This window comes from Kitasatospora sp. NPDC057692 (genome assembly GCF_042799475.1).
Taxonomy (GTDB): domain Bacteria; phylum Actinomycetota; class Actinomycetes; order Streptomycetales; family Streptomycetaceae; genus Kitasatospora.
On record NZ_JBHVIV010000002.1, the window covers coordinates 40,564 to 65,921 of the forward strand.

Annotated in this window: 22 protein-coding genes and 1 pseudogene; 21 read left to right on the forward strand and 2 right to left on the reverse strand. The window is 72.0% G+C overall.

Going from position 1 to position 25,358, the window contains the following annotated elements:
* Window positions 1–11 precede the first annotated feature (11 nt).
* From ftsW to ACFVFS_RS01340, 9 genes are all read left to right on the forward strand, one after another.
* Window positions 12–1,388, forward strand: coding sequence for a putative lipid II flippase FtsW (gene ftsW / locus ACFVFS_RS01300; protein WP_380618798.1), 1,377 nt, complete (start codon window positions 12–14; stop codon window positions 1,386–1,388).
* A gap of 6 nt (window positions 1,389–1,394) precedes the next feature.
* Entirely contained in the window at window positions 1,395–2,501 is a 1,107-nt protein-coding gene (murG, locus tag ACFVFS_RS01305; protein WP_380618800.1) for an undecaprenyldiphospho-muramoylpentapeptide beta-N-acetylglucosaminyltransferase, read from the forward strand.
* Window positions 2,494–3,270: a cell division protein FtsQ/DivIB gene (locus ACFVFS_RS01310; RefSeq protein WP_380618802.1), complete on the forward strand. Its 777-nt coding sequence runs from the start codon at window positions 2,494–2,496 to the stop codon at window positions 3,268–3,270. The genes murG and ACFVFS_RS01310 overlap by 8 nt, the downstream gene beginning before the upstream one ends.
* Before the next feature lie 410 nt (window positions 3,271–3,680).
* Window positions 3,681–4,910, forward strand: a complete 1,230-nt coding sequence (gene ftsZ / locus ACFVFS_RS01315) for a cell division protein FtsZ (RefSeq protein ID WP_380618804.1) — start codon at window positions 3,681–3,683, stop codon at window positions 4,908–4,910.
* Complete coding sequence (gene pgeF, locus ACFVFS_RS01320; RefSeq protein ID WP_380618806.1) at window positions 4,907–5,638, forward strand: peptidoglycan editing factor PgeF; 732 nt, start codon at window positions 4,907–4,909, stop codon at window positions 5,636–5,638. Before ftsZ ends, pgeF begins: the two co-directional genes overlap by 4 nt.
* Window positions 5,638–6,444, forward strand: a complete 807-nt coding sequence (locus ACFVFS_RS01325) for a YggS family pyridoxal phosphate-dependent enzyme (protein WP_380618808.1) — start codon at window positions 5,638–5,640, stop codon at window positions 6,442–6,444. The genes pgeF and ACFVFS_RS01325 overlap by 1 nt, the downstream gene beginning before the upstream one ends.
* Before the next feature lie 227 nt (window positions 6,445–6,671).
* Entirely contained in the window at window positions 6,672–7,274 is a 603-nt protein-coding gene (locus tag ACFVFS_RS01330; RefSeq protein WP_344333946.1) for a cell division protein SepF, read from the forward strand.
* Between the two features lie 93 nt (window positions 7,275–7,367).
* On the forward strand, window positions 7,368–7,649 hold the full coding sequence (locus ACFVFS_RS01335; protein ID WP_030301231.1) for a YggT family protein: 282 nt from the start codon (window positions 7,368–7,370) through the stop codon (window positions 7,647–7,649).
* Window positions 7,650–7,708: 59 nt separating this feature from the next.
* Complete coding sequence (locus tag ACFVFS_RS01340) at window positions 7,709–9,058, forward strand: DivIVA domain-containing protein (protein ID WP_380618811.1); 1,350 nt, start codon at window positions 7,709–7,711, stop codon at window positions 9,056–9,058.
* A gap of 168 nt (window positions 9,059–9,226) precedes the next feature.
* Here ACFVFS_RS01340 and ileS read toward each other — a convergent pair whose 3' ends face one another.
* Window positions 9,227–12,358, reverse strand: coding sequence for an isoleucine--tRNA ligase (ileS, locus tag ACFVFS_RS01345; RefSeq protein ID WP_380618813.1), 3,132 nt, complete (start codon window positions 12,356–12,358; stop codon window positions 9,227–9,229).
* Between the two features lie 580 nt (window positions 12,359–12,938).
* On the opposite strand from ileS, the gene ACFVFS_RS01350 reads away from it, so the two are divergent.
* The 6 genes from ACFVFS_RS01350 (at window position 12,939) to ACFVFS_RS01375 (ending at window position 19,621) form a co-directional block, all read left to right on the forward strand.
* Window positions 12,939–13,460, forward strand: coding sequence for a TraR/DksA family transcriptional regulator (locus ACFVFS_RS01350; RefSeq protein WP_380618815.1), 522 nt, complete (start codon window positions 12,939–12,941; stop codon window positions 13,458–13,460).
* A gap of 82 nt (window positions 13,461–13,542) precedes the next feature.
* Window positions 13,543–14,325, forward strand: coding sequence for a signal peptidase II (lspA, locus tag ACFVFS_RS01355; protein WP_380618817.1), 783 nt, complete (start codon window positions 13,543–13,545; stop codon window positions 14,323–14,325).
* Window positions 14,326–14,389: 64 nt separating this feature from the next.
* Window positions 14,390–15,328 carry an RluA family pseudouridine synthase gene (locus ACFVFS_RS01360; protein ID WP_380618819.1) on the forward strand — a complete coding sequence of 313 codons (939 nt, stop codon included), beginning with the start codon at window positions 14,390–14,392 and terminating at the stop codon, window positions 15,326–15,328.
* A 10-nt stretch (window positions 15,329–15,338) separates the two neighbouring features.
* Window positions 15,339–15,800 (forward strand): GNAT family N-acetyltransferase, encoded by a 462-nt coding sequence (locus tag ACFVFS_RS01365; protein ID WP_380618821.1) that lies wholly within the window; start codon window positions 15,339–15,341, stop codon window positions 15,798–15,800.
* Between the two features lie 99 nt (window positions 15,801–15,899).
* Complete coding sequence (locus ACFVFS_RS01370) at window positions 15,900–18,758, forward strand: alpha/beta fold hydrolase (protein WP_380618823.1); 2,859 nt, start codon at window positions 15,900–15,902, stop codon at window positions 18,756–18,758.
* Window positions 18,755–19,621, forward strand: a complete 867-nt coding sequence (locus ACFVFS_RS01375; protein WP_380618825.1) for an ABC transporter permease — start codon at window positions 18,755–18,757, stop codon at window positions 19,619–19,621. Before ACFVFS_RS01370 ends, ACFVFS_RS01375 begins: the two co-directional genes overlap by 4 nt.
* A gap of 136 nt (window positions 19,622–19,757) precedes the next feature.
* Here the strand turns inward: ACFVFS_RS01375 and ACFVFS_RS01380 are convergent, their stop codons facing one another.
* Window positions 19,758–21,392: an alkaline phosphatase D family protein gene (locus ACFVFS_RS01380; RefSeq protein WP_380619121.1), complete on the reverse strand. Its 1,635-nt coding sequence runs from the start codon at window positions 21,390–21,392 to the stop codon at window positions 19,758–19,760.
* Window positions 21,393–21,579: 187 nt separating this feature from the next.
* Here ACFVFS_RS01380 and ACFVFS_RS01385 point away from each other — a divergent pair, with 187 nt between their 5' ends.
* The 6 genes and pseudogenes from ACFVFS_RS01385 (at window position 21,580) to ACFVFS_RS01410 (ending at window position 25,056) form a co-directional block, all read left to right on the forward strand.
* A complete protein-coding gene (locus ACFVFS_RS01385; protein ID WP_380618827.1) occupies window positions 21,580–22,161 on the forward strand; it encodes a dienelactone hydrolase family protein in 582 nt (193 codons plus the stop codon).
* Window positions 22,162–22,187: 26 nt separating this feature from the next.
* A pseudogene (locus ACFVFS_RS01390) lies at window positions 22,188–22,718 on the forward strand (GNAT family N-acetyltransferase); the annotation flags it as partial.
* Between the two features lie 448 nt (window positions 22,719–23,166).
* On the forward strand, window positions 23,167–23,376 hold the full coding sequence (locus ACFVFS_RS01395) for a hypothetical protein (RefSeq protein ID WP_380618829.1): 210 nt from the start codon (window positions 23,167–23,169) through the stop codon (window positions 23,374–23,376).
* Window positions 23,360–23,872 carry a DUF6879 family protein gene (locus ACFVFS_RS01400; protein WP_380618831.1) on the forward strand — a complete coding sequence of 171 codons (513 nt, stop codon included), beginning with the start codon at window positions 23,360–23,362 and terminating at the stop codon, window positions 23,870–23,872. The genes ACFVFS_RS01395 and ACFVFS_RS01400 overlap by 17 nt, the downstream gene beginning before the upstream one ends.
* Window positions 23,869–24,708, forward strand: coding sequence for a helix-turn-helix domain-containing protein (locus ACFVFS_RS01405; protein WP_380618833.1), 840 nt, complete (start codon window positions 23,869–23,871; stop codon window positions 24,706–24,708). Before ACFVFS_RS01400 ends, ACFVFS_RS01405 begins: the two co-directional genes overlap by 4 nt.
* A gap of 105 nt (window positions 24,709–24,813) precedes the next feature.
* Window positions 24,814–25,056, forward strand: coding sequence for a DUF397 domain-containing protein (locus ACFVFS_RS01410; RefSeq protein WP_380618835.1), 243 nt, complete (start codon window positions 24,814–24,816; stop codon window positions 25,054–25,056).
* Window positions 25,057–25,358 lie beyond the last annotated feature (302 nt).

The following is a 25,358-nucleotide window of genomic DNA, read 5'->3' on the forward strand; positions in this document are numbered from 1 at the left end:
GGGAGCGGAGCGTGGCCGGGAGCGGCAGGGCGGGCGGTTCGGGCGTGCCGGAGAAGGGCCGCCCGGTCGATCCCTTCCGGGTGATCTCGGCCACCACCACCGCCTACAAGTCGGCCGGCCCGGTGGCCCGTCTGCAGGCCTTCCGGGCCCGCGCGCGGTACGCCCTGGACCGGCCGCTCACGCCCTACCTGCTGATCGCCGGCACGGCGCTGCTGCTGGTCGTGCTCGGGCTGATGATGGTCTTCTCGGCCTCGCAGATCCTCGCGCTCGGCCAGCACCGCTCGACCCAGTTCTACTTCTACAAGCAGCTGCTCGCGGTGGTGCTCGGCTTCGCGCTGCTGCTGGGCTTCGCCCTGGTGCCGGTGGCCGTGCTGCGGGTGATCGTCTACCCGGTGATGTTCGCGGTGATCGGCGCCATGGTGCTGGTCGCGATCCCGGGCATCGGCATGGAGGTCAACGGCAACCGGAACTGGCTGGATTTCGGCGTGTTCCAGTTCCAGCCGTCGGAGTTCGCCAAGCTCGCCCTGGTGCTCTGGGGCGCCGACCTGCTGGCCCGCAAGCACAAGACCGGCACGCTGGACCAGTGGAAGCACCTGCTGGTCCCGCTGGTGCCGGGCACCCTGCTGCTGCTCGCGCTGATCATGCTCGGCGGCGACATGGGCACCACGATGATCCTGGTGGCGATGCTGTTCGGCCTGCTCTGGATGGTCGGCGCGCCGCTGCGGCTGTTCGTCGCCACCCTGGGCGTGGCCGTCGTGGTCTGCACCGCCCTGGTGGTCACCGTCCCGCACCGCGCCGAGCGGCTCTCCTGCATCGGCGTGACCAAGCTCGACCCGGCCGGCGCCTGCTTCCAGGCGCTGCACGGCGTCTACTCGTTCGGCCTCGGCGGTCTGTTCGGCTCCGGACTCGGCGCCGGCGTGGAGAAGTGGGGCCAGCTCCCGGAGGCGCACACCGACTTCATCTTCGCCACCACCGGCGAGGAACTGGGTCTGGTGGGGACGCTGTCGGTGATCGGTCTCTTCGCGGCACTAGGCTACGCGGGTATCCGTGTGGCCATCGGCACGAAGGATCCCTTCGTCAGGTACGCCGCGGGAGCCGCCACCACGTGGATCATGGCGCAGGCCATGATCAACCTGGGGTCGGCGCTGGGACTGCTGCCCATCGCGGGCGTCCCGCTCCCGCTGTTCTCCTACGGCGGTTCCGCCATGCTGTCGGCCATGTCCGCGATCGGGGTGCTGCTCTGCCTGGCACGCAGCAGCTCGGGCGCGAAGGCGGCCCTGGCCGCCCGGAGCAAGAACTCCCGGATCAGGAAGCAGCTGGCCCGGGTGCTGCCACGACGACGAACCACAGCGCGCCCGGCCAGCGGGCCGGCACGCAGGGAGCGGTGAATTTCGGTGCATGTCGTACTCGCCGGCGGGGGGACCGCCGGTCACATCGAGCCGGCCATGGCCCTCGCGGACGCCCTCCGCAGGCATGACCCGTCCGTCGGGATCACCGCCCTCGGCACCGAGCGCGGCCTGGAGACCCGACTGGTCCCCGAGCGCGGCTACCAGCTGGAGCTGATCCCGGCCGTCCCGCTGCCCCGCAAGCCCACCCCCGAGCTGATCACCGTGCCGGGCCGGCTGCGCGGCACCGTCCGGGCCGCCCAGGAGATCATCGAGCGGGTCAAGGCGGACGCCGTGGTCGGCTTCGGCGGCTACGTCGCGATGCCCGCCTACCTGGCCGCCAAGCGGGCCGGTGTGCCGATCGTGGTGCACGAGGCCAACGCCCGGCCCGGCCTGGCCAACAAGATCGGCGCCCGGTACAGCGACTTCGTCGCCGTCTCCACGCCGGACAGCAAGCTGCGCGACTCCCGGTACATCGGCATCCCGCTGCGCCGGACCATCGCGACCCTGGACCGCAACGCGGTCCGCCCGGAGGCCCGGCACTACTTCGGCCTCGACCAGCGGCTGCCCACCCTGCTGGTCTCCGGCGGCTCGCAGGGCGCCCGCCGGCTGAACGAGACGATCGCCGCGATCGCCCCCCGGCTCCAGCAGTACGGGGTGCAGATCCTGCACGCGGTCGGCCCGAAGAACGAGCTGCCGCAGGTGGACGAGATCCCCGGGATGCCGCCGTACCGCCCGGTGCCGTACCTGGACCGGATGGACCTCGCCTACGCGGCGGCCGACATGATGCTCTGCCGGGCCGGCGCCATGACGGTGGCCGAGCTGGCCGCGGTCGGCCTGCCCGCCGCGTTCGTGCCGCTGCCGATCGGCAACGGCGAGCAGCGGCTGAACGCCCAGCCGATGGTCAAGGCCGGCGGCGGCCTGCTGGTCGACGACGCCGAGCTGACCCCGGACTGGGTGCTGCAGAACGTGCTGCCGGTGCTCACCGACCCGCAGCGGCTGTGGGACATGAGCCGGGCCGCCGCCGAGTTCGGCCGCCGGGACGCCGACGACCTGCTGGTCGGCATGGTCTACGAGGCCATCGAGGCCGCCCGGGGCGGCCGCCGTCGTGGCTGACGCCCGGCCCGCCGATCCCCTCGACGAGGAGTTCGAGGCCGAGGAGTACGCTCCTCGGCTCCGGCTCTCCCGGCGGGGGGCGGTGGTGCTGGGCGCCCTGGCGGTGGTGCTCCTCGGCACGCTGTCCTGGCTGGTGTTCCTCTCCTCGGTGCTGGAGGTCCGCTCGGTCTCGGTGCAGGGGATGCGGGACGACCGGCTGACGGCCGACGAGGTCCGCTCGGCGATCGGCGGGGTCGGTTCCGGCCCGCTGGCCCGGGTGGACCTCGACGAGGCCCGCCGACGGGTGGAGGCGATCCCCCGGGTGGCGCGGGCGGAGGTCTGGCGCGGCTGGCCGAACACCCTGCGGGTGAAGGTCGCCCAGCGCACGGCGGTCGCCGTGGTCAAGGGCGAGGACGGGCAGTTCACCCAGGTCGACGCGGGCGGCGTGAGCTTCGCCACCGAACCGGCCGCCCCGGAGGGGGTGCCGGTGGTCGAGCTGAAGCTGAGCCAGCAGGCCCTGGACGTCGAGTCGGTGATCGGCCGTCCGCAGCTGGTGCAGGGCGCCGTGGCGGTGGCCGCCGGCCTGCCGGCGGACGTGCGCCAGAAGGCCGGGGCCGTTCTCGTGCACTCGTACGACGACATCCAGCTGCAGCTCGGCGGCGGGGTGACGGTGCGCTGGGGGAGTCCCGAGCAGATCGATCGAAAAGCCCGGGTCCTGGTGGCACTGCTGACTCAGAAGGGTACGAACTTCGATGTGAGCGCCCCGGACTCGCCGGCGGTGTCCGGATGATCCGGTAGGTTTCTGGGGCACAAGGGTTTCACGCGAAGCACGTCGCCGAAAGGTGGCGACGGGCGACGGGTGGGCTTGACGCGGTTTCGTGTCGGCCTGACGCTTGGTGGTCACCCCGGTTTCATGCGCCGGTCGATGATCACATAGGCTCAAAAGAAAAAGGGAAGCTCGGCGTGTTCGTTGAAACACGTGGCCGGAGCCACCTAGTGTCCTGTGTCACCAGACTGTGTTCCCTGGTGATGTGACAGAGGCACAGCACTAACCCTAAAGGTCAAGTTTAGGGTTGGGGTCGGCGGTCGGCATTTCGGACATTACGTCAGAAACCAGGCTCCCTACCCATCGACATCCGTCGGTTCGGCCCGCACCGGGCCTCGGGCCGACCCGGAAATTCGAGGCGAGAGGCCTTCGACGTGGCAGCACCGCAGAACTACCTCGCAGTCATCAAGGTCGTCGGTATCGGCGGCGGTGGTGTCAACGCCATCAACCGGATGATCGAGGTCGGTCTCAAGGGCGTCGAGTTCATCGCGATCAACACCGATGCGCAGGCCCTCCTCATGAGCGACGCCGACGTCAAGCTCGATGTGGGCCGTGAACTCACCCGGGGCCTCGGCGCCGGCGCCAACCCCGAGGTCGGCCGGAAGGCCGCCGAGGACCACCGTGAGGAGATCGAGGAGGTCCTCAAGGGGGCCGACATGGTCTTCGTCACCGCCGGCGAGGGCGGCGGCACCGGTACGGGCGGCGCACCGGTGGTCGCCAACATCGCCCGCTCGCTGGGCGCGCTCACCATCGGCGTGGTCACCCGCCCGTTCACCTTCGAGGGCCGGCGGCGTGCCAACCAGGCCGAGGACGGCATCGCCGCCCTGCGCGAAGAGGTCGACACCCTCATCGTGATCCCCAACGACCGACTGCTGTCCATCTCCGACCGCCAGGTCAGCGTGCTGGACGCGTTCCGCTCGGCCGACCAGGTCCTGCTCTCCGGTGTCCAGGGCATCACCGACCTGATCACCACCCCCGGTCTGATCAACCTCGACTTCGCCGACGTCAAGTCGGTCATGTCGGACGCCGGCTCGGCGCTCATGGGCATCGGCTCGGCCCGCGGTGAGGACCGTGCCAAGGCCGCCGCCGTGATGGCGATCTCCTCGCCGCTGCTGGAGGCCTCGATCGACGGCGCCCGCGGCGTGCTGCTCTCCATCTCCGGCGGCTCCGACCTCGGCCTGTTCGAGATCAACGAGTCCGCCCAGCTGGTCAGCGAGGCGGCCCACCCCGAGGCCAACATCATCTTCGGTGCCGTCATCGACGACGCCCTCGGCGACGAGGTCCGGGTCACCGTCATCGCGGCGGGCTTCGACGGCGGTCAGCCGCCGGCGATCGTCCGCGAGCCGGTGGTCAAGGCGAGCGCGGCCCCGGCCAACCCGCCCGCCTCCGGGTCCGGCGGCGCCCCCGAGCGTCCGTCCGGCCGGCCCTCGTACGGCGGCATCGGCTCGGTGACCTCCCGTCCGGAGGGCGACGCCCCGACCCGCCCGGCCGAGGCCCCGGCCACCGCGACCGCGGCCCCGGTGCCGCCGCAGGTGCAGCCGGTCCGCCAGCCGTTCGTGGAGAGCCCGGCCGAGGAACTCGACGTTCCGGACTTCCTTAAGTGATCGACCACGCGGTCCGCGACGGTGCTCACTTCGCCTTCACCACCCGGTGGGGCGGGGTGAGCACTTCGCCGTACGGGGAGCTGAACCTCGGCGGCGCCGTGGGGGACGACCCGGCGGCCGTCCGGGAGAACCGGGCGATCGCGGCCCGCGTGCTCGGCCTGGACCCGGCCGACGTGGTCTGGATGAACCAGGTGCACGGCGCGGACGTGGCCGTGGTGACGGAGCGGCAGCCGGCGGGGGAGGCCCCGACCGTCGACGCGGTGGTCACCGACCGGCCGCTGGCGCTGGCGGTGCTCACCGCCGACTGCACCCCGGTGCTGCTGGCCGACCCGGTCGCGGGCGTGGTCGGCGCCGCCCACGCCGGACGGCCCGGCCTCGCCGCCGGGGTGGTCCCGGCGGTGGTCGGGGCGATGCTGGAGCTCGGCGCCGAGCCCGGGCGGATCACCGCCGCCACCGGCCCCGCCGTCTGCGGCCGCTGCTACGAGGTGCCCGAAGAGCTGCGCGCCGAGGTCGCCGACCGGGTGCCCGCCGCCTACGCGCGGACCTCCTGGGGGACCCCGGCGCTGGACGTGCCGGAGGGAGTCGAGGCCCAGCTGGCCGCCGTGGGGGTCGCCGGGCTGGTGCGCTCACCGGTCTGCACCCTCGAATCCGCCGATCACTACTCCTACCGCCGCGAGCAGCGCACGGGTCGGCTCGCGAGCTACGTCTGGTTGGGCTCTGAACACTGATGACGAATGACATCTACGGACCGTTCCCGGGCGGCTCCGATCGGTTTCCGGACAAGGACTGGCTGGACGCGCTGACCGAGGGGCAGCGCGCCCGCTACGAGGAGCTGGGCACCAACCTGGAGGTCGTCGAGCGCCGGATCGCCGACGCCTGCGCCGCCGCCGGGCGGGCGCGCGACGAGGTCCGGCTGATCGTGGTCACCAAGACCTACCCCGCCGAGGACACCGCGCTGCTGGCCGGGCTGGGCGTCACCGACGTCGCGGAGAACCGCGACCAGGACGCCGCGCCCAAGGCGGAGCAGTGCAGAAACCTTCCGCTGGTCTGGCACTTCGTCGGGCAGCTGCAGACCAACAAGGTCCGCTCGGTCGTCCGCTACGCCGACCACGTCCACTCGGTGGACCGGGTGCGGCTGGTGGAGTCGCTCGGCGCGGCGGTGCGCAAGGCCGGGCGCGCCGACCTCGGCTGCCTGGTGCAGATCGCGCTGGACAAGGAGCACGGCGAGGGCGAGCACCGGGCCGGGGTCGCCCCGGCGGACGTCGCGGAACTGACCGACGCCATCGCCGACACGCCCGGGCTGCGACTGGACGGTGTGATGACGGTCGCTCCGCTCGCCGGGCCGCTGGCCGGCGACCCGGCCGCGGCCTTCGATCGGCTGGCGGAAATCGCAACCGCCGTACGGACCGCCCATCCGGCTGCCACCATGGTGTCGGCAGGGATGAGCGGTGACCTTGAGCAGGCCATTGCCGCCGGAGCGACACATGTGCGCGTCGGAACGGCGGTACTCGGAGTGCGGTCACCCCTCGGGTAACGTCACCGGGTAGTAGATCAGACTGCAGGACAAAATAGGACAGAAGCTAGCAGCTTATCTGAGCGCTAGCCAACCGTGGATCGCAGCTCCGCGGCCCTCATCCACGAACTTTGATTGGCCGTCGGCCTGACGAAGCGTCGTGGGCGGACCGCGGAATCCGCAGGCGGGGCCGCACGGCCCGGCCGCCGGGACGGAGCCGGTCCACCACAAGCGGAGGAGACAGGAGCATGGCCGGCGCGATGCGCAAGATGGCGGTCTACCTCGGCCTCGTGGAGGACGAGACGTACGACGGCCAGGGGTACGACCCCGATGACGACTACGACGCGGACCCCGAGCCGATCCGGACCGGGCGGACCGAGGACATCCCCCGGCCGGCCGCGCCGGCGCCCGCGCCGGTCTCCTCCATCACCCCGCAGCCGGTGCCGGCCGCCGTCCCGATCCGCCAGGAGACCCCGAGGATGGCCCCAGTGTCGTCCATCACACCCGACCGCCGCCACAACCTGGAGAAGAGCGCCCCGGTGATCATGCCCAAGGTCGTGAACGAACGAGAGCCCTACCGCATCACCACGCTGCACCCTAGGACCTACAACGAGGCCCGTACCATCGGCGAACAGTTCCGTGGCGGCACCCCCGTGATCATGAATCTCACGGAGATGGACGACACCGACGCGAAGCGACTCGTAGACTTCGCCGCTGGACTCGTCTTCGGTCTGCACGGCAGTATCGAGCGCGTGACGCAGAAGGTGTTCCTGCTGTCGCCTGCTAACGTCGATGTCACGGCGGAGGACAAGGCTCGGATCGCCGAGGGTGGGTTCTTCAACCAGAGCTGACCCGTCCACGACTTTACGTGTGGATCTGATCGACAGTGAGTTAGCGACAGGAGAGCGGCCCCCAGGGCCGAGAACAGGGGAGAGGGAAGCGCGATGGAGATCGTGTGGGCAGTGCTCTACTACGCACTGACCGTCTTCCTGGTGTTCCTGCTCGTGCGGTTGGTGATGGACTGGGTGTTCCAGTTCGCACGTTCGTGGCGGCCGGGCAAGGCCATGGTCCTGGTCCTTGAGGCCACGTACACTGTCACGGATCCGCCGCTCAAGCTTCTGCGGCGGTTCATTCCGCCGCTGCGTCTCGGGGGCGTGGCGCTCGACCTGTCCTTCTTCGTACTGATGATCATTGTGTATGTCCTGATCTCGCTTGTGCGGCCCTAGTCGTAGGTGAGCGATGCGACAGGATGCCGGTGTGCCGACGATCACGTTGAGGTGAAGAGATGCCATTGACCCCCGAGGACGTTCGGAACAAGCAGTTCACGACCGTCCGCCTGCGCGAAGGCTATGACGAGGACGAGGTCGATGCCTTCCTCGACGAGGTCGAAGCGGAGCTGACCCGTCTCCTCCGCGAGAACGAGGACCTGCGCGCCAAGCTGGCCGCCGCGACCCGGGCCGCCGCGCAGAACCAGGCCAACATGCGCAAGGAGCCGCCGCAGGACGCCCGTCCCGGCGCCCCCGTGCCGGCCGCCATATCCGGCCCGCCGGTCCCTGGCCAGCAGGGCGGCCCCGGTGGCCCGCAGCAGATGGGCCCGGGCGGTCCGCAGCAGCAGATGGGTCCCGGCCCGCAGCAGCAGATGGGCAACCAGCCGCTCGGCCTGCCGTCCGGCGCCCCGCAGCTCCCCGCCGGCCAGGGCGGTCCGATGGGCGGCCCCGGCGGCCCGCAGCAGCAGATGGGCCAGACCATGGGCGGCCAGCAGCAGCTGGTCCAGCCGATGGGCGGTCAGATGCTCCAGCCGATGGGCGGCCCCGGTGGCCCGCAGGGCATGGGCAACCCGATGGGCCAGGGCATGGGCCAGCAGCAGATGCAGCAGATGGGCGGCCCCATGGGCGGCCCGCAGCAGCAGATGGGCGGCCCGCTCGGCGCCCCGATGCAGCAGCAGCAGCCGAACCCGGGTGGCGACAGCGCCGCCCGTGTCCTGGCGCTCGCCCAGCAGACCGCCGACCAGGCGATCTCCGAGGCGCGCTCCGAGGCCAACAAGATCGTCGGCGAGGCCCGCAGCCGCGCCGAGGGTCTGGAGCGGGACGCCCGCGCCAAGGCCGACGCGCTGGAGCGGGACGCCCAGGAGAAGCACCGGGTCGCGATGGGCTCGCTGGAGTCCGCCCGCGCCACGCTGGAGCGCAAGGTCGAGGACCTGCGGGCGTTCGAGCGTGAGTACCGGACGCGCCTGAAGTCCTACCTGGAGACCCAGCTGCGCCAGCTGGAGTCGCAGGCGGACGACTCGCTCGCCCCGCCGCGGATCCCGGCCACCGCTTCGCTGCCGCCGGCCGCGTCGTCGATGGCTCCGGCCGGTGCGAGCGCGATGAGCAGCCCGTCGCCGAGCTTCGGCGGCAGCCAGCCGGCGTTCGGCGGGAACCAGCCCTCCTTCGGCGGGCAGAGCTCCTTCGGCGGGAACTCGGGTGCGCCTGGCTTCGGCGGGCAGCCCTCGGGTGGCAACTCGGGTGCGCCGCAGATGCAGCCGGCCGGGATGACCCAGCCGATGGCGGCCGTGCGTCCGCAGCCGCCGCAGCCGATGCAGCAGGCGCCGGCGCCGATGCGGGGCTTCCTGATCGACGAGGACGGCGACAACTAGCGGTAGCCGTTCGGCGAAGCGCCCCCTGCTCGACCCTTCGGGGTCGGGGAGGGGGCGCTTTTCCGTTGCGGGGGTCGGGCGCGGTCTGCCGTGCGCCTGAGGGGGAGTGGGGGAGGGAACGGCGAAGCCGCCGCCGGTCGGGGACCGGCGGCGGCTTCGGCGGGTCGGTCAGGCCTTGCGGAGCTGGAAGGCGAGGCCGAGGGAGTCGTCGGAGAAGGTGTCGGACTGCCAGTCGGCCGCGCCGGCGGCGAAGTCGGTGGCGAGGACCTCCTCGGCGACGAGGGCGCCGTGCTCGGCGATGGCCTCCGCGGTCTCGTCGCTGCTGGCCCGCCAGCGCAGGACGATGCGGTCGGCGACGTCCAGGCCGGAGTTCTTGCGGGCCTCCTGGATCTGGCGGATCGCGTCGCGGGCGATGCCGAGGCGCTTGAGCTCGGGGGTGATCGCCAGGTCGAGGGCGACGGTGGCGCCGGACTCGTTGGCGACGGCCCAGCCCTCGCGCGGGGTCTCGGTGATGATCACCTCGTCGGGGGAGAGGGCGACGGTCTCGCCGTTCAGCTCGACGGAGGTGCTGCCCCCGGCCCGCAGTTCGGCGGCGAGCTCGGCGGCGTCCGCGGCGGCGACCGCCTTGGCGACGTCCTGCACGCCCTTGCCGAAGCGCTTGCCCAGCGCGCGGAAGTTGGCCTTGGCGGTGGTGTCGACCAGCGAGGCGCCGACTTCGGCGAGCGACTCCAGGGCGGAGACGTTGAGCTCCTCGGCGATCTGCGCGCGCAGGTCGGCGGGCAGCTCGTCCCAGCCCTGGGCCGCGACCAGCGCGCGGGACAGCGGCTGACGGGTCTTCACCCCGGACTCGGCGCGGGTGGCCCGGCCCAGCTCGACCAGGCGGCGGACCAGTGCCATGTGCCGGGAGAGGTCGGTGTCGATCAGCGACCCGTCCGCCTCCGGCCAGGTGGCCAGGTGGACCGAGGCCGGCGCGTCCGGGGCGACCGGGACGACCAGGTCCTGCCAGACCCGCTCGGTGATGAACGGGGTGAGCGGGGCCATCAGCCGGGTGACGGTCTCCAGCGCCTCGTGCAGGGTGGCGAGCGCGGCGGCGTCGCCCTGCCAGAAGCGGCGGCGGCCGCGGCGCACGTACCAGTTGGAGAGGTCGTCGACGAAGCCGGAGAGCAGCTTGCCGGCGCGCTGGGTGTCGTACGCCTCGAAGGCCGCGTCGACCTCGCGGACCAGGGTGTTCAGCTCGGAGAGCACCCAGCGGTCCAGCTGCGGTCGGTCGGCCGGGGCCGGGTCGGCCGCGGACGGCGCCCAGCCGGAGGTGCGGGCGTACAGGGCCTGGAAGGCGACGGTGTTCCAGTAGGTGAGGAGGGTCTTGCGGACCACCTCCTGGATGGTGCCGTGGCCCACCCGGCGGGCCGACCAGGGCGAGCCGCCGGCGGCCATGAACCAGCGGACGGCGTCGGCGCCGTGCTGGTCCATCAGCGGGATCGGCTGCAGGATGTTGCCCAGGTGCTTGGACATCTTGCGGCCGTCCTCGGCCAGGATGTGGCCCAGGCAGACGACGTTCTCGTAGCTGTTCCGGTCGAACACCAGGGTGCCGACGGCCATCAGGGTGTAGAACCAGCCGCGGGTCTGGTCGATCGCCTCGGAGATGAACTGCGCCGGGTAGCGCTTCTCGAACAGCTCCTTGTTCTCGTACGGGTAGCCGTACTGGGCGAAGGGCATCGAACCCGAGTCGTACCAGGCGTCGATCACCTCGGGCACCCGGGTCGCGGTGCCGCCGCAGTCACGGCAGGCGAAGGTGACCTCGTCGATGTACGGGCGGTGCGGGTCGAGGCCGCTCCGGTCGGTGCCGGTCAGCTCGCTCAGCTCGGCCAGCGAGCCGACGCAGGTGAGGTGGCCCTCCTCGCAGCGCCAGATCGGCAGCGGGGTGCCCCAGTAGCGGTTGCGGCTGAGCGCCCAGTCGATGTTGTTGTTCAGCCAGTCGCCGAAGCGGCCGTGCTTGACGTTCTCGGGGAACCAGTTGGTGGCCTCGTTCTCCCGGATCAGGGCGTCCTTGACCGCGGTGGTGCGGATGTACCAGGACGGCTGCGCGTAGTAGAGCAGTGCGGTGTGGCAGCGCCAGCAGTGCGGGTAGCTGTGCTCGTACGGCAGGTGGCGGAAGAGCAGGCCGCGGGCCTGGAGGTCCTTGACCAGGGCCTCGTCGGCCTTCTTGAAGAACTGGCCGCCGACCAGCGGGACCTCGGGGGCGAAGGTGCCGTCGGCCAGCACCGGGTTGACCACCGGCAGGCCGTACTTGCGGCAGGTCGCGAGGTCGTCGGCGCCGAAGGCGGGCGACTGGTGGACGATGCCGGTGCCGTCCTCGGTGGTGACGTACTCGGCGTTGAGGACGTAGTGCGCGTTCTCGATCTCGACCAGGTCGAACGGGCGGCGGTAGGCCCAGCGCTCCATCTCGGCGCCGGTGAAGGACTCGCCGGTCGGCTCCCAGCCCTCGCCGAGGGCCTTGGCCAGCAGCGGCTCGGCGACCACCAGCTGCTCGGTGCCGTCGGTGGCCACCACGTAGGTGACCTCCGGGTGCACGGCGGCGGCGGTGTTGGAGACCAGGGTCCACGGGGTGGTGGTCCACACCAGCAGGGCGGCCCGGCCGGCCAGCGGGCCGCCGGTCAGCGGGAAGCGGACGAAGACCGAGGGGTCGACGACGGTCTCGTAGCCCTGGGCCAGCTCGTGGTCGGAGAGGCCGGTGCCGCAGCGCGGGCACCAGGGGGCGACCCGGTGGTCCTGGACCAGCAGGCCCTTGTCGAAGATCTGCTTGAGCGACCACCAGACGGACTGCACGTAGGACGGGTCCATGGTGCGGTAGGCCTGGTCCAGGTCGACCCAGTAGCCCATCCGGGTGGTGAGCTCGGCGAAGGCGTCGGTGTGGCGGGTCACCGACTCGCGGCACTTGGCGTTGAACTCCGCGATGCCGTACGCCTCGATGTCCTGCTTGCCGGAGAAGCCCAGCTCCTTCTCGACGGCCAGCTCGACCGGGAGGCCGTGGCAGTCCCAGCCGGCCTTGCGGGCGACGTGGTAGCCCTTCATGGTCCGGTAGCGCGGGAAGACGTCCTTGAAGACGCGGGCCTCGATGTGGTGGGCGCCGGGCATGCCGTTGGCGGTCGGCGGGCCCTCGTAGAAGACCCACTCCGGGCGGCCCTCGGACTGCTCCAGGCTGCGCTGGAACACCTTGTTGTCCTGCCAGAAGGAGAGGATCTGGTGTTCGAGGGCGGGCAGGTCCACCTGGGCGGGGACGGGGTTGTATGAGCTGGCCATCGCGGGCGTCTACCTCCGGCGGATGCGTGGACGGGATCCGACGGAGGGACGAGACGGCGTGCCGTCCCGCGGTACCACCCTCCTTGGCCGCGGTACTGGCTGCGGCCCTCTTGTTTGGGCTTGCTGCCGGGTCTAGCGGGCCGACGAGCGATGTCGCGGACCGTTCTTCCGGCGGCTCCGGGGTGATCTTCGCGCCGTGCACACCCCCGGGCTCGCACCGTCCCCGGGTCGCTGGTGGCTGCGTACTGCGGTACTCGTCCCCATCTGCGCCTTGCAGGCCCAGTGTATCGGCCGTCGCAAGTCGGTTTCGGCGCGCCGGGGCCGGGGGCACAACTCTGTTCGGCGTGCTGGGCGTGGCGCCTATGACGTCTGCCCGGGTGGGATCATTGTGAGGCGCCGGTATGTCATGTTGTGACCGTTTTTGATCGGGATTATCGTTCCGGCACTGGAGGCCGCCGGGAACCGGCGGCTCGATTCGTTCGTAGATGGGGTCGAAGCCATGGCTGAGAAGGCAACCGGCGCGGGTACCGCCACCAAGCGGACACGCAAGGCCGTGGCAGGCGACCCAGGGGAGGGGACCGTGACCACTACCGCACGGCGAAAGAACAGCACCGACACCGCCCTCGTGGCCCCGGGCCGCACCCGCACCCCGGCCGCGGCCGGGACCAACGCCCGGCCCTCCGGCGGCGGGGCCGAGTCGGTCGACCCGGCCGAGCTGCCGGTCCGGCCCGGCGAGGACCCGTGGACCTCCGAGGAGGTGCACGAGCTGCACGCGGAGCTGATCGGGGAGCTGGACCGGCTCCAGCGCGAGATCGACGCGGCCGAGGCGGCGATCACCGGTCTGATGCGGGACTCCAACGACGGAGCCGGCGACGACCAGGTGGACGCCGGTACGAAGAACATCTCGCGGGAGAGCGAGCTGGCGCTGGCCAACAACGCCCGCGACAGCCTGGCCCAGACCGAGCACGCGCTGGCCCGGCTGGAGGGCGTCGGCTTCGGCACCTGCGAGTCCTGCGGCCAGGCCATCGGCAAGGCGCGGATGCAGGCCTTCCCTCGGGCGACGCTCTGCGTCCAGTGCAAGGCGAAGCAGGAGCGCCGCTGACGGCTCCCGGGCGACCGACCGGGGCGACGCGGGGGGTCGGGCTTGCCGTAGGCTCGACCCCGTAACGTCGCCCGATCCCTCGGTGGATCGGGTTTTCCACCGGCCCCCGGCCCCCCACGTCACGGCAGCGGAGCGGATCATCAGTACGCAAGGTTCCCCCCAGACCCGGGACGAGTCCGTCCCGACGCCCGCCGACGACGCGGCCGGGGCCCCGGCCGACGGGAAGGCGCCCGCCGCGAAGCCGGAGGCCCGCGTCCAGCCGGAGGCTCCCGTGCAGACCGAGGAACCGGCCCCGACCGGGGAGGCCGCGCCGGACGAGGCGCCCAAGGGGCCCCGGCGCGTCGGCGTGCTGCTGGTCGTGGCCCTGCTCGCCTTCCTGATCGACTTCGGCAGCAAGCTGCTGGTGGTGGCCCGGCTGGAGAACCACGCGGCGATCAAGGTGATCGGCGACGTGGTGACCTTCCAGGTGATCCGCAACTCCGGCGCCGCCTTCGGCATGGGGCAGGCGCTGACCGTCGTCTTCACCATGATCGCCTCGGCCGTCATCGTGGTGATCTGGCGGATCGCCCGGCGGCTGTACAGCCTGCCCTGGGCGATCGCGCTGGGCCTGCTGCTCGGCGGGGCGCTCGGCAACCTCACCGACCGGCTGTTCCGCTCGCCCGGCGTCTTCCGCGGGCACGTGGTGGACTTCATCTCGGTCCAGCACTTCGCGGTCTTCAACCTCGCCGACTCGGCGATCGTCTGCGGCGGCATCCTCGTCGTGCTGCTCTCCTTCCGCGGCAGCAACCCGGACGGCACCGTGCACCAGCAGGTGGACAAGGGCGAGAAGGCCGACGAGGCCGAGAAGGCCGACAGGGCCGAGTAGCGCCCGCACCCGCCCGGGACGGGAGCGGACGGCGGGGCGGCGCGCGTCCGGCATACTCGTACGGGTGAGTACCGCAGCGCAGATCCGCAGCCTCCCCGTTCCCGACGGCCTGGAGGGCGAACGCCTCGACGCCGCCCTGGCCCGGATGTTCGGCTTCTCCCGGACCAAGGCCGCCGAGCTGGCCGCCGACGGGAAGGTGACGCTCGACGGTGCCGTCGCCGGCAAGTCGGACCGGGTGACCGCCGGCTCCTGGCTGGAGGTCGAGATCCCGGCGCCCGCCGCGCCGGTGCAGATCGTCGCGGAGCCGGTCGACGGCATGCGGATCGTCCACGACGACGAGGACATCGTGCTCGTCGACAAGCCGGTCGGCGTCGCCGCGCACCCCAGCCCCGGCTGGACCGGCCCCACCGTGATCGGCGGGCTCGCCGCGGCCGGCTACCGGATCTCCACCTCGGGTGCCGCCGAGCGCCAGGGCGTCGTGCACCGGCTCGACGTCGGCACCTCCGGGCTGATGGTGGTCGCCAAGTCGGAGCGCGCCTACACCGACCTCAAGCGGCAGTTCCACGACCGGGTGACCGAGAAGAAGTACCACACGCTGGTCCAGGGCCACCCGGACCCGCTCAGCGGTACCGTCGACGCGCCGATCGGCCGGCACCCCAGCTCCGACTGGAAGTGGGCGGTCACCCGCGAGGGCAAGCCGTCGGTCACCCACTACGACCTCATCGAGGCCTACCGGGCCGCCTCGCTGCTGGACATCAAGCTGGAGACCGGCCGCACCCACCAGATCCGCGTCCACATGTCCGCGCTGCGCCACCCCTGCGTCGGCGACCTCACCTACGGCGCCGACCCGACGCTCGCCAAGCGGCTGGGCCTGACCCGGCAGTGGCTGCACGCGGTCTCGCTCGGGTTCGAGCACCCGGCGGACGGCGAGTGGGTCCAGTTCTCCAGCGAGTACCCCGCGGACCTGCGGAAGGCGCTGGACATCATCGCCGCCGAGAGCTGAGGAGCACGGGATGGCGACGACGATCCGGGTGGCGCGGGGCGAGGCCGACCTCGCGCTGGTGCACGGTGTCCGGCGGGACGTCTTCATCGTCGAACAGGGGATCTCCGAGGAGGAGGAGTGGGACGACCTCGACCCCACCTCGGAGCACCTGCTGGCGCTCGGCCCGGACGGTGAGCCGCTCGGGACCGCGCGGCTGATCTTCGGGGAGCAGGCGCTGGGGATCACCGGCGGGATCGAGGGACGGGTGCTGCTCGGGCGGCTCGCGGTGCTGAAAGCGGCCCGCGGGACCGGGCTCGGCGCGGACCTGGTCCGGGCGGTCGAGGCCGCGGGGCTGGCGCGCGGGGCGCGCGAGGTGGAGCTGCACGCGCAGGTGCAGGCACTCGGGTTCTACGAGCGCCTGGGCTACGCGGCCGAGGGGCCGGTGTACGACGACGCCGGCATCCCGCACCGGACGATGACCCGGGTGCTGTAGGCCGGGGTGTCGTAGGCCGCGGTGCCGCGGACCGGCGGCCCCTGCGGGGGCCGGTGGTTTTATCGGACGCCTACTCCGGTGGCGGCTACGATCACCGCCATGGAGCTCGGAGGGGCATGGCGCCGGTGGCGAGGCCGTGGGACGGCCGCCGGACGGAGACTGGTGGCCGGCGCGGTCGCCCTGGTGGCCGTGGCCGGCATGGGGACGGCGGCCGTCGCGGCCGGCGGTGAGCGGTCCGTCCGCCAGGAGGACCGCTTCCTCGCGATGCCCGAGACGCCCGGCAGCGCGCAGGTCGTCCAGCTGGACACGTCCTTCTTCACCACCGGCGACGGCCCGCGCCCGGCCGTCCTGCTCGGGCACGGCTTCGGCGGCTCCAAGGAGGGCGAGCGGGAGCGCGCCCAGGCGCTCGCCCGGCAGGGGTACGCGGTGCTGACCTGGTCGGCGCGCGGCTTCGGGCGCTCCGGCGGGCAGATCGGGCTGAACGCGCCGGACCGCGAGGTCGAGGACGTCAAGCACCTGGTCGACTGGCTGGCGCAGCGCCCCGAGGTACGGCTGGACGGCCCCGGCGACCCCCGGGTGGGGATCACCGGGGCCTCGTACGGCGGCGCGGTGGCGCTGCTCGGCTCGGCCCACGACGGCCGGATCGACGCCGTCGCCAGCGCGATCACCTGGTGGAACCTGGCCGACGCGCTGTTCCCGCAGGGGGTGCGCGGCTCGGGCGCGGCCGACGGCGTGTTCAAGAAGCTGTGGGCCGGGATCTTCTTCACCACCGGCTCGGTGGGCGAGCTCGGGCCCTCCGGCGGTGCGGCGCGGCCGGCTATGGCGCCCGAGCAGGGCGCCGGGAAGGTCGGCTGCGGCCGCTTCCTGGACGAGCTGTGCCGGATGTACGACCGGGTGGCGACCTCCGGGCACGCCGATCCGGAGGCCGTCGCGCTGCTCGACCGCTCCAGCCCGTCCTCGGTCGCCGCGCGGCTGAAGGCGCCCACGCTGGTGGTCCAGGGCCAGCAGGACTCGCTGTTCCCGCTGGACCAGGGCGACGCGATCGCCCGGGCGGTGGCCGCCAACGGTGCCCCGGTGGCGGTGGACTGGTTCGCCGGCGGGCACGACGGCGCGACCGACACCAGCGACCGGGTGGACGCCCGGGTCGCGGAGTGGTTCGACCGGTACCTGAAGCGCGGCGGCCCGGCGGGCGAGGGCTCGAAGGGCGACGGTTCGAAGGACGACGGCGGCGGCGTCCCGGGCCCGGCGTTCCGGGTGACCCGGACCGGCGGGGTCGACTCGACGGGCTTCCAGGCGGTGCTGCGCGGAGCGACCGCGGACGCCTACCCGGGCCTCGGCGGCACCGGCTCGCGGCAGGTGGAGCTGAAGGCCCCCACCGGCGAGCCCGAGCAGGCCTTCGCCAATCCGGCCGGCGGCGCGCCGCCCAACATCTCCGCGCTGCCGGGCTTCGGCGGCGCGCTCAGCCAGGCGTCCTCGCTCGGCGCCGGGATCTCACTGGACTTCCCCGGGCAGTTCGCCGCCTTCGAGTCGGCGCCGCTGGACGGCTCGGTGCACCTGACCGGACAGCCGACCGTGCCGGTCAGGGTGCGGGCGGACCGGCCGGACGCGGTGCTCTTCGCCAAGCTGTACGACGTCGCCCCCGACGGCAAGCAGAGCCTGCCGCAGCAGCTGTCCGCGCCGCTGCGGGTGACCGGCGCGGACGCGCCCGAGGGGCGGAGCGTCACGGTGGCGCTGCCCACCCTCGACCACACCTTCGACGCCGGGCACCGGCTGCGGCTGGTGCTCGCCTCGACCGACCTCGCCTACGCCTCGCCCGTCGAGCCCGCCACCTACCGGGCGGCCGTCACCGGGCCGGTGACCCTGCCGACCGTGGACGGGCTGGTCACCGAGGCGGCGCCGCTGCCGTCCCGGACCTGGGTGCTGCCGCTGGTGGCGCTGGCGCTGGCCGCCGCGCTGGTGCTGACGCCGCGGCTGCGCGCGGCCCGGTCCGCGCGCCGGGCGCACGGACCGGCCTACGACCCGGAGCTGGCCGGGGTACCGCTGCAGATCACCGGTCTGAGCAAGCGCTACAAGGGCGCCGCCGACCAGTACGCCGTCCGCGAGCTGGGCTTCCGGGTGGAGCAGGGCCAGGTGCTCGGCCTGCTCGGGCCCAACGGCGCGGGCAAGACCACCACGCTGCGGATGCTGATGGGCCTGATCCGGCCGGACGCCGGCGAGATCCGGATCTTCGGCCACCGGGTGCGGCCCGGCGCGCCGGTGCTCTCCCGGGTCGGCGCCTTCGTCGAGGGCGCGGGCTTCCTGCCGCACCTCACCGGGCGAGCCAACCTGCGGCTGTACTGGCAGGCCACCGGCCGCCCGGAGGCGGACGCTCACCTGGAGGAGGCGCTGGCCATCGCCGGGCTCGGCGAGGCGCTGGACCGGGCGGTGCGCACCTACTCGCAGGGCATGCGGCAGCGCCTGGCGATCGCCCAGGCCATGCTCGGCCTGCCGGACCTGCTGATCCTCGACGAGCCGACCAACGGGCTCGACCCGCCGCAGATCCGCGAGATGCGCGAGGTGATGATCCGGTACGCGGCGGCCGGGCGGACCGTCATCGTCTCCAGCCACCTGCTGTCCGAGGTCGAGCAGAGCTGCACCGACCTGGTGGTGATGGACCGGGGCCGGCTGGTCACCACCGGCGCGGTCGCGGAGATCGTCGGTGCGGGCGCGCAGCTGCTGATCGGTACCGACGCCTCGTTCGGGGCGGCGGACCTGGCGGCGGCGGCCGACAAGGTGGCCGCGCTGGACGGGGTCGGTTCGGCCGAGGCCGTGGAGGGCGGGCTGCTCGTCCGGCTGGACGGCATGGCGGGCAGTCAGCTGCTCGCCGAGCTGGTCCGGCTCGGGGTGCCGGTGGAGTCGGCCGGGCCGCAGCGCCGGCTGGAGGACGCGTTCCTGTCGCTGATCGGAGGTGCGGCGTGAGCGCCGTGATTGCTGACGGGTCGGCCGACCACGCGGCCGGCTACCGGGCCGGGCGGACGCTGCCGTTCCGGGTCGAGGTGGTCCGGCAGCTGCGGCGGCGCCGGACCCTGGTGGTCGGCGGGGTGCTGGCCGCGATGCCGCTGCTCGTCCTGGCGGCGTTCGCGGTCGCGGGCACCCCCGGGCGGACCGGCCGGACGACGTTCATCGAGCTCGCCACCGCGTCCGGGCCGAACTTCGCGGCGACCATGCTGTTCATGGGCACCGGCTTCCTGCTGGTGATCCCGGTGGCGCTGTTCTGCGGCGACACGGTGGCCTCGGAGGCCAGCTGGTCCTCGCTGCGCTACCTGCTGGCCGCGCCGGTGCCGCGGGCGCGGCTGCTGGTGCGCAAGTTCCTGGTCGGGCTGCTCTTCTCGGCGGTGGCCGTGACGCTGCTGCCGCTGGTCGGGCTGGCGGTCGGCACCGCGGCGTACGGCTGGGGGGACCTCCAGCTGCCCGCCGGGGCGAGCCTGACCGCCGGGCAGGCGCTGCCCCGGCTGGCGGTCGCGGTGGTGTTCGTCCTCCTGAGCGAGATCGTGATCGCCGCGGCGGCGTTCTGGCTCTCCACCGCCACGGACGCGCCGCTGGGGGCGGTCGGCGGGGCGGTGTTCGCCTCGATCGTCACGGGGGTGCTGGACGCCATCACGGCGCTCGGGGACCTGCGGGCCTGGCTGCCGGCGCACTGGCAGTACGCGTGGGCGGACGCCCTGCAGCCGCGGGTGGAGTGGGGCGGCATGGTGCAGGGCGTCTCGCTGTCGCTCTCCTACGCGGTGGTGCTGCTGGCGCTCGCCTTCCGGGGGTTCACCCGCAAGGACGTGGTGTCGTAGCGCCGTCGTAGCGCCGTCCTAGTGCCGCCTCGCGCGGCGGCGGGGTGGCGGCCCGCCCGCGGCCGGTGGCGGCGGTGGAAGCGGGGGGCCCCGCCCTCCGGGGGCGGCCGGAGGGCGGGGCCCGGTGCGGTGGTGGCTACTTGACGGGCGAGTAGACCCGCTCGACCTGCTGGGTGCCGGACCTGGTGCGGTAGGAGCGCGTCCACTTGCTGGTGGCGTCCTTGCGGGTCCGGTCGGAGAGGACGTAGTAGTCCATCTGCGTCTGGGCCGGGGTGACCTCCAGGACGCCGTAGCCGTGCGAGTCCAGGTCGACCCACTTGACGTGCGGGTTGGCGGCCTTGATCGCGGCGGCGGCGACCAGTGAGAGGGTCTGCGGGGCGACCTTCAGCACGTCGTCGATGTTGTCCGAGGTGACCGAGGTGACCACGAACTCGGTGGCGGCGCTGCCCGACAGCGGATAGGTCGCGGCCTCGTTCGGGACGTCCGAGGCCCAGGCCGAGTGGATGTCGCCGGTCAGGAAGACGGTGTTGGTGATGCCGTTCGCCTTGAGGTGGCCGAGCAGCTCGCGGCGGTCGTGGGTGTAGCCGTCCCACTGGTCGGTGTTGATCGCCAGGCCCTCGCCGGGCAGGCCGAGCAGCTTGGCCAGCGGGCGCAGCAGGTAGTCCGGCAGCGAGAAGAGCGCGACCGGGGAGATCATCACCTCGTTGCCGATCAGGCGCCAGGCGGTGTCGGAGGCGGAGAGGCCGGACTTCAGCCAGTCCATCTGGGCACGGCCGGTGATGGTGCGGTCGGCCGAGTCCACCTCGCCGTTGCCGACCTTGACCTGCTGGGAGCGGAACGAGCGCTGGTCCATCAGGTGCAGGTCGGCGAGCTTGCCGTAGCGCAGGCGGCGGTAGGTGGTGCCGGCGATGGAGGGGCGGACCGGCATCCACTCGAAGTAGGCCTGCTTGGCGCCGGCGACCCGGGCCGCCCAGTCGCCCTCGGCGCCCGGGGTGTGGTTCTCCGCGCCGCCGGACCAGGCGTCGTTGGCGAACTCGTGGTCGTCCCAGATGGCGATGGTCGGGACCTGGGCGTGCAGGGCCTGGAGGTCCTCGTCCGTCTTGTACCGGCCGTGGCGGGTGCGGTAGTCGGCGAGGGTGAGGATCTCGTGGGCGGGCGCGTGCGGGCGGACCACGGAGCCGGCGGCGCAGAACTCGCCGGTCTTGTACTCGTAGATGTAGTCGCCGAGGAAGAGGAAGGCGTCGAGGTCGCCGCGGGCCGCCAGGTGGCGGTAGGCGGAGAAGTAGCCGGCCTCCCAGTTGGCGCAGGACGCCACGCCGAAGCGGAGCCGGTCGAGGGCGGCGTCGGCGGCCGGGGTGGTGCGGGTGCGGCCGACCGGGGAGGTGGTGGCGCCGGCGGTGAAGCGGTACCAGTAGGCGGTGTCCGGGGTGAGGCCGCGGACGTCCGCCTTGACGGTGTGGTCGGTGGCGGCGGAGGTGGTCACGGTGCCGCTCGCCGCGATCCGGGTGAAGCCCTTGTCGGCGGCGAGCTCCCAGCGGACCTCGGTGTCGGCGCCAAGGCCGGAGCCGGGGACGGCCTCGGGGGCCGGGGTGACACGGGTCCAGAGCAGGATCCCGTCGGGCAGCGGGTCGCCCGAGGCGACGCCGTGCAGGAACTGCGGGGCGGTGGCGGCCTGGGCCGTGGCGCCGAGGGCCAGCGGCAGGGCGGCGGCTCCCGCGACGACGGCGGTGGCCTTGAGCACCTGGCGGCGGTGGGGGCGGGCGGCGGTCATGTCATTGACAAGGTCAGTCACGGCGACAGGCTACCGGTGGGTAACGAGGTGTTCCATAGGATGAACTGACTGTTCGTCGCCGATTCACCGGTGCGTGACATCCCGCCACTCCGCCGGGTGGGCGCGGTCACCTGGCAGCCATGCGCGATGATGGGACGGTTCCCCGCCCGCTGCAAGGAAGTTCCCCGTGGCCCAGATCCTGCTCCTGCACTCCGCCTACGGCCTGCGCCCCGCCGTCCACGCCGCCGCCGACCGGCTGCGCGCCGCCGGGCACACCGTGCACACCCCCGACCTCTACGAGGGGCGCACCTTCGACGACGTCGAGGAGGGCATGGCGTACAAGGAGGAGGTGGGCAGCGACGAACTCCTGCGCCGGGCGGTCGGCGCGGCCGCCCCGCTGCTGGCCTCCGGCGACACCCTCGTCTACGCCGGCCTCTCGCTCGGCGGCTCGCTCGCCCAGAACCTCGCCCTCGCCGACGAGAACGCCCGCGGCCTGCTCCTCCTGCACGGCACCTCAGACATCCGCGAGGACGCGGCCACCTCGATCCCCGTCCAGCTGCACGTCGCCGAGCCGGACCCGTTCGAGTCGGAGGACTGGCTGAACGCCTGGTACCTCAACATGCGCAAGGCCGGGGCCGACGTCGAGATCCACCGCTACCGCGGCGCCGGCCACCTCTTCACCGACCCGGACCTGGCGGACTACGACGCCGAGGCCGCGGAGCGGGCGTGGGCCGTCGCCCTGGACTTCCTCGCGGAGCTGGACGCGTAAAACGGGGGGCGCCTACGGTGTCCGCCATGACCGAACCCGGCCCCGGCGCTTGGCCCCCTGCCCCGATCAGGACCGAGCGGCTGGTGCTCCGTGCGTCCGAGGCCCGGGACCGCGCGGCGTTCATCGAGCTGTTCGCCTCGCCGGAGGTGGGTGCGTACACCGGTGGCGCCCGACCGCGTGACGAGCTTGAGTGCATGGTGCCCGCGGTGCCGGGGCGGCGTCCCGGCCTCTTCGTGATCGAGCTCGACGGGGCGATGATCGGCACCGTCGAGCTCAACCGGCGGGCGGCGGAGCACCGGAGCCGGGTCCGTCCGGACACCGGGGAGGCCGAACTCGGCTACCTGTTCCTGCCGGAGGCATGGGGGCGCGGGTACGCCGCCGAGGCGTGCGAGGCGGTGCTCGGCTGGTACACCGACGCGCTCCCCGGCGAGCCGGTGGTGCTCACCACCCAGACCGCCAACGACCGCTCGATACGCCTTGCGGCGAAGCTGGGGTTCACCGAGGTGCAGCGGTTCGAGGAGTGGGGCGCCGAGCAGTGGTTCGGCATGCGGCCGCCCAGCGGGCTGCACGGCTACCTCGCACGCCGCTGCGAGGACGTCGCCAAGGTGGGCTTCACCTGCCACGACGGGCGGGAGTTCCTCGGCTGGATCGCGGAGGTCGCCGAGGACCGCGTCCTGCTGACCTGGGCACCCGGCCCCCTCGACGACCGCGACCCCGACGACGAGTGGCTCCCCCTCACCGCCCTCCGCCCCGAAACCGCGGCCCACTACGACGCCTCCACCCCGGGCTGGGTCCCCTACCCGGGCTGAGCGGACCTCGTCTGGCGTAGGAAGTCGGCCTGGCCGACTTCCTACGCGAGAGGGGGAAGTGGTCTGGCTGAGGGGCATGTGGCGTGATCGTTAGTCGATGACGTGCATAGTCGCGGTTATGCGTGGACGGCCTGCGTCCGGCCTCGCTAACTTGGCTGTCGGCTGGTCAACCAGGCTCGCTCCAAGGAGGATTGACGTGTCTGGACGTGCGGCGCTCACTCGACTCACCGGCAGTGGCAGTGGTGAATGCGGCGAGAAGGACTGCCCCAACGTCTACCGGACGGAGGCGGGCGCGTTCGTGATTCAGGGGGAGCTGTCCGAGGCCTTCACCCCGCCCGTGGGCGAGGGGCTGGTGGAGATCCCCGAGAGTGTGCTGAGGGAGGCGTTCCGTGCTCTTGGCTGGTGATGCCTGGGAGCAGTGCTTCGACTCCATGCGGTCGGAGGCGTGGCGGCTTGAGACGCTGCCCGTCTACACCATGCCGCAGGAAGCGGAGAAGCTGGCGCGCTTCCTGGCCGGGGAGCACGCCCCCGACGACTACGAGTCCGGGTGGATGGCCGAGCTTCGGCAGTGGTCTGCCGAGGGGAAGACGGTCGGGCGGGTTCATCTCGTCACGCGACCGCTCTCGGACTACCTTCGATTCGAGTTCGAGTATTACTATCGGCATCATATCCTCGCGGGTGAGGGTATTCGCATTCTCGATGTGACCGACAGGGAGAATCCCCTGGAGAATGTTCAGGACTTCTGGATGTTCGACAGGTCCAAGGTCGTCCTGATGAACTACCGCGAGGACGGTACCCAGATCAGTCGCGAACTCTTCGGCGGTGATCCTGCGCCTTATATCGAGTTTCAGCGAATCGCCGTATCAGAATCCGTGCCCTTCCTGGAGTACATCGGGTCGTGACGCTCCACCCGGAGCAGCTGGGCCGATCGAAACAGGAACTGGCTGCGACATTGAAAGAGCTGCGAAAGCGAGCCGGGCTCTCGGGAGCCCGGCTCGCTAAGCGCTGTAACATGTCGCAGTCCAAGATCTCCCGGATCGAGAACGGGAAGACCCCGGCAAACCCGGTGGATGTCGAGCAGATACTCCGGGCACTGGACGCTCCGCCGGACGTGCTGGCCAGGGTGACGGAACTTGTTCGTATGGCGCAGACCGAGTGGCAGGATCTCCGATCACTCCGGCGAAGAGGTCTCCAGTACAAGCAGCAGGAACTCGCGGGGCTGGAGGCCGGCACCTCTGAGTTCAGGTACTTTCTGCTCTCGATGATCACGGGCCTGCTGTCGACTCCCGAGTACATCAGGGCGAGCCTGGCCCACCTCGACGGGGATCAGAGTGGGCTGATCGCCCGGAAGTTGAGCCGCCAGGAGGTCCTTTACGACACCCGGAAGCGGTTCACCTTCCTGCTGTCGGAGATGGCGCTGAGATGGCCGCTTATTTCACCGCCGGCCATGGCGATGCAACTGGACCGCATTGCTTCCGTTTCGAGGCTGCCCAATGTCCGGATCGGTGTCATCCCGCTGCGAGGAGTCATGCCGGTTGCTCCCATGGACACGTTCACGGTTTACGACACATCCTTGGTCACGATTGAGACGACCAGCGGGGTTCTGGTGATTCGAGATCAAAGGGACGTGGCCATGCATGTGGAAGTGTTCGCGACCATGGAGGGGTATGCGCTCTTTGATGGCGCCGCGCGGGCGCAGATTGAACGATGGTCGGACGATTTTCGACGCGGCGTCTAGCGGGATTATGCAACCTCGCGAATAGATATGGATAGGGCTGTCGACAGGGCCTACCTTCTTGGTGCGGGGAATTCTTGCCTCAAATTCGCCAGGAAGGTGTGGGCAATGAGTGAGTGCAGCCTCTACGAACTCGACCTGTCGCGCGTCGAGTTCAACCGTGCGTGCGGTGGCAATCAGGGAGCGGGTGACGACACCGAGACGTGCGTGACTCTCGGCGCGGTGCCGGGCGCGCCCGGTGTCTTCGCCCTGGGTGACAGCAAGCGCCCGGACGTTCGGCCGTTGCTCTTCACCGTCGAGGAGTTGAGCGCCGCCGGCATTGACCCGCTGAGGTTCGGCCTGTCGGTCTGAGTACTGGTTGGTCCGATCCCTGCCCTGGTCGCCCGCAGCCCTGCGGGCGACCAGGGCAGCAGTGTCTTCGAGGAGAAGCACAGGTGCACTATCACGGCTATGAATGGGCAGGCGACGGACGGCTGTTGGCGAGGGAGTCGGAGCGTCGGCCGGTGGAAGGTGGAGGATTCCGGCAGTCGGAACTTCCGCCGATGATGACGGGGTGGTGGTTGCAGCGGCCGGGGGCCCCCCGGGGGGGGCCCCGGGGGGGCGCGGGCGGGGGGGGGACCACGGGGGGGGGGGGGGAGACGGGCGCCCAAACA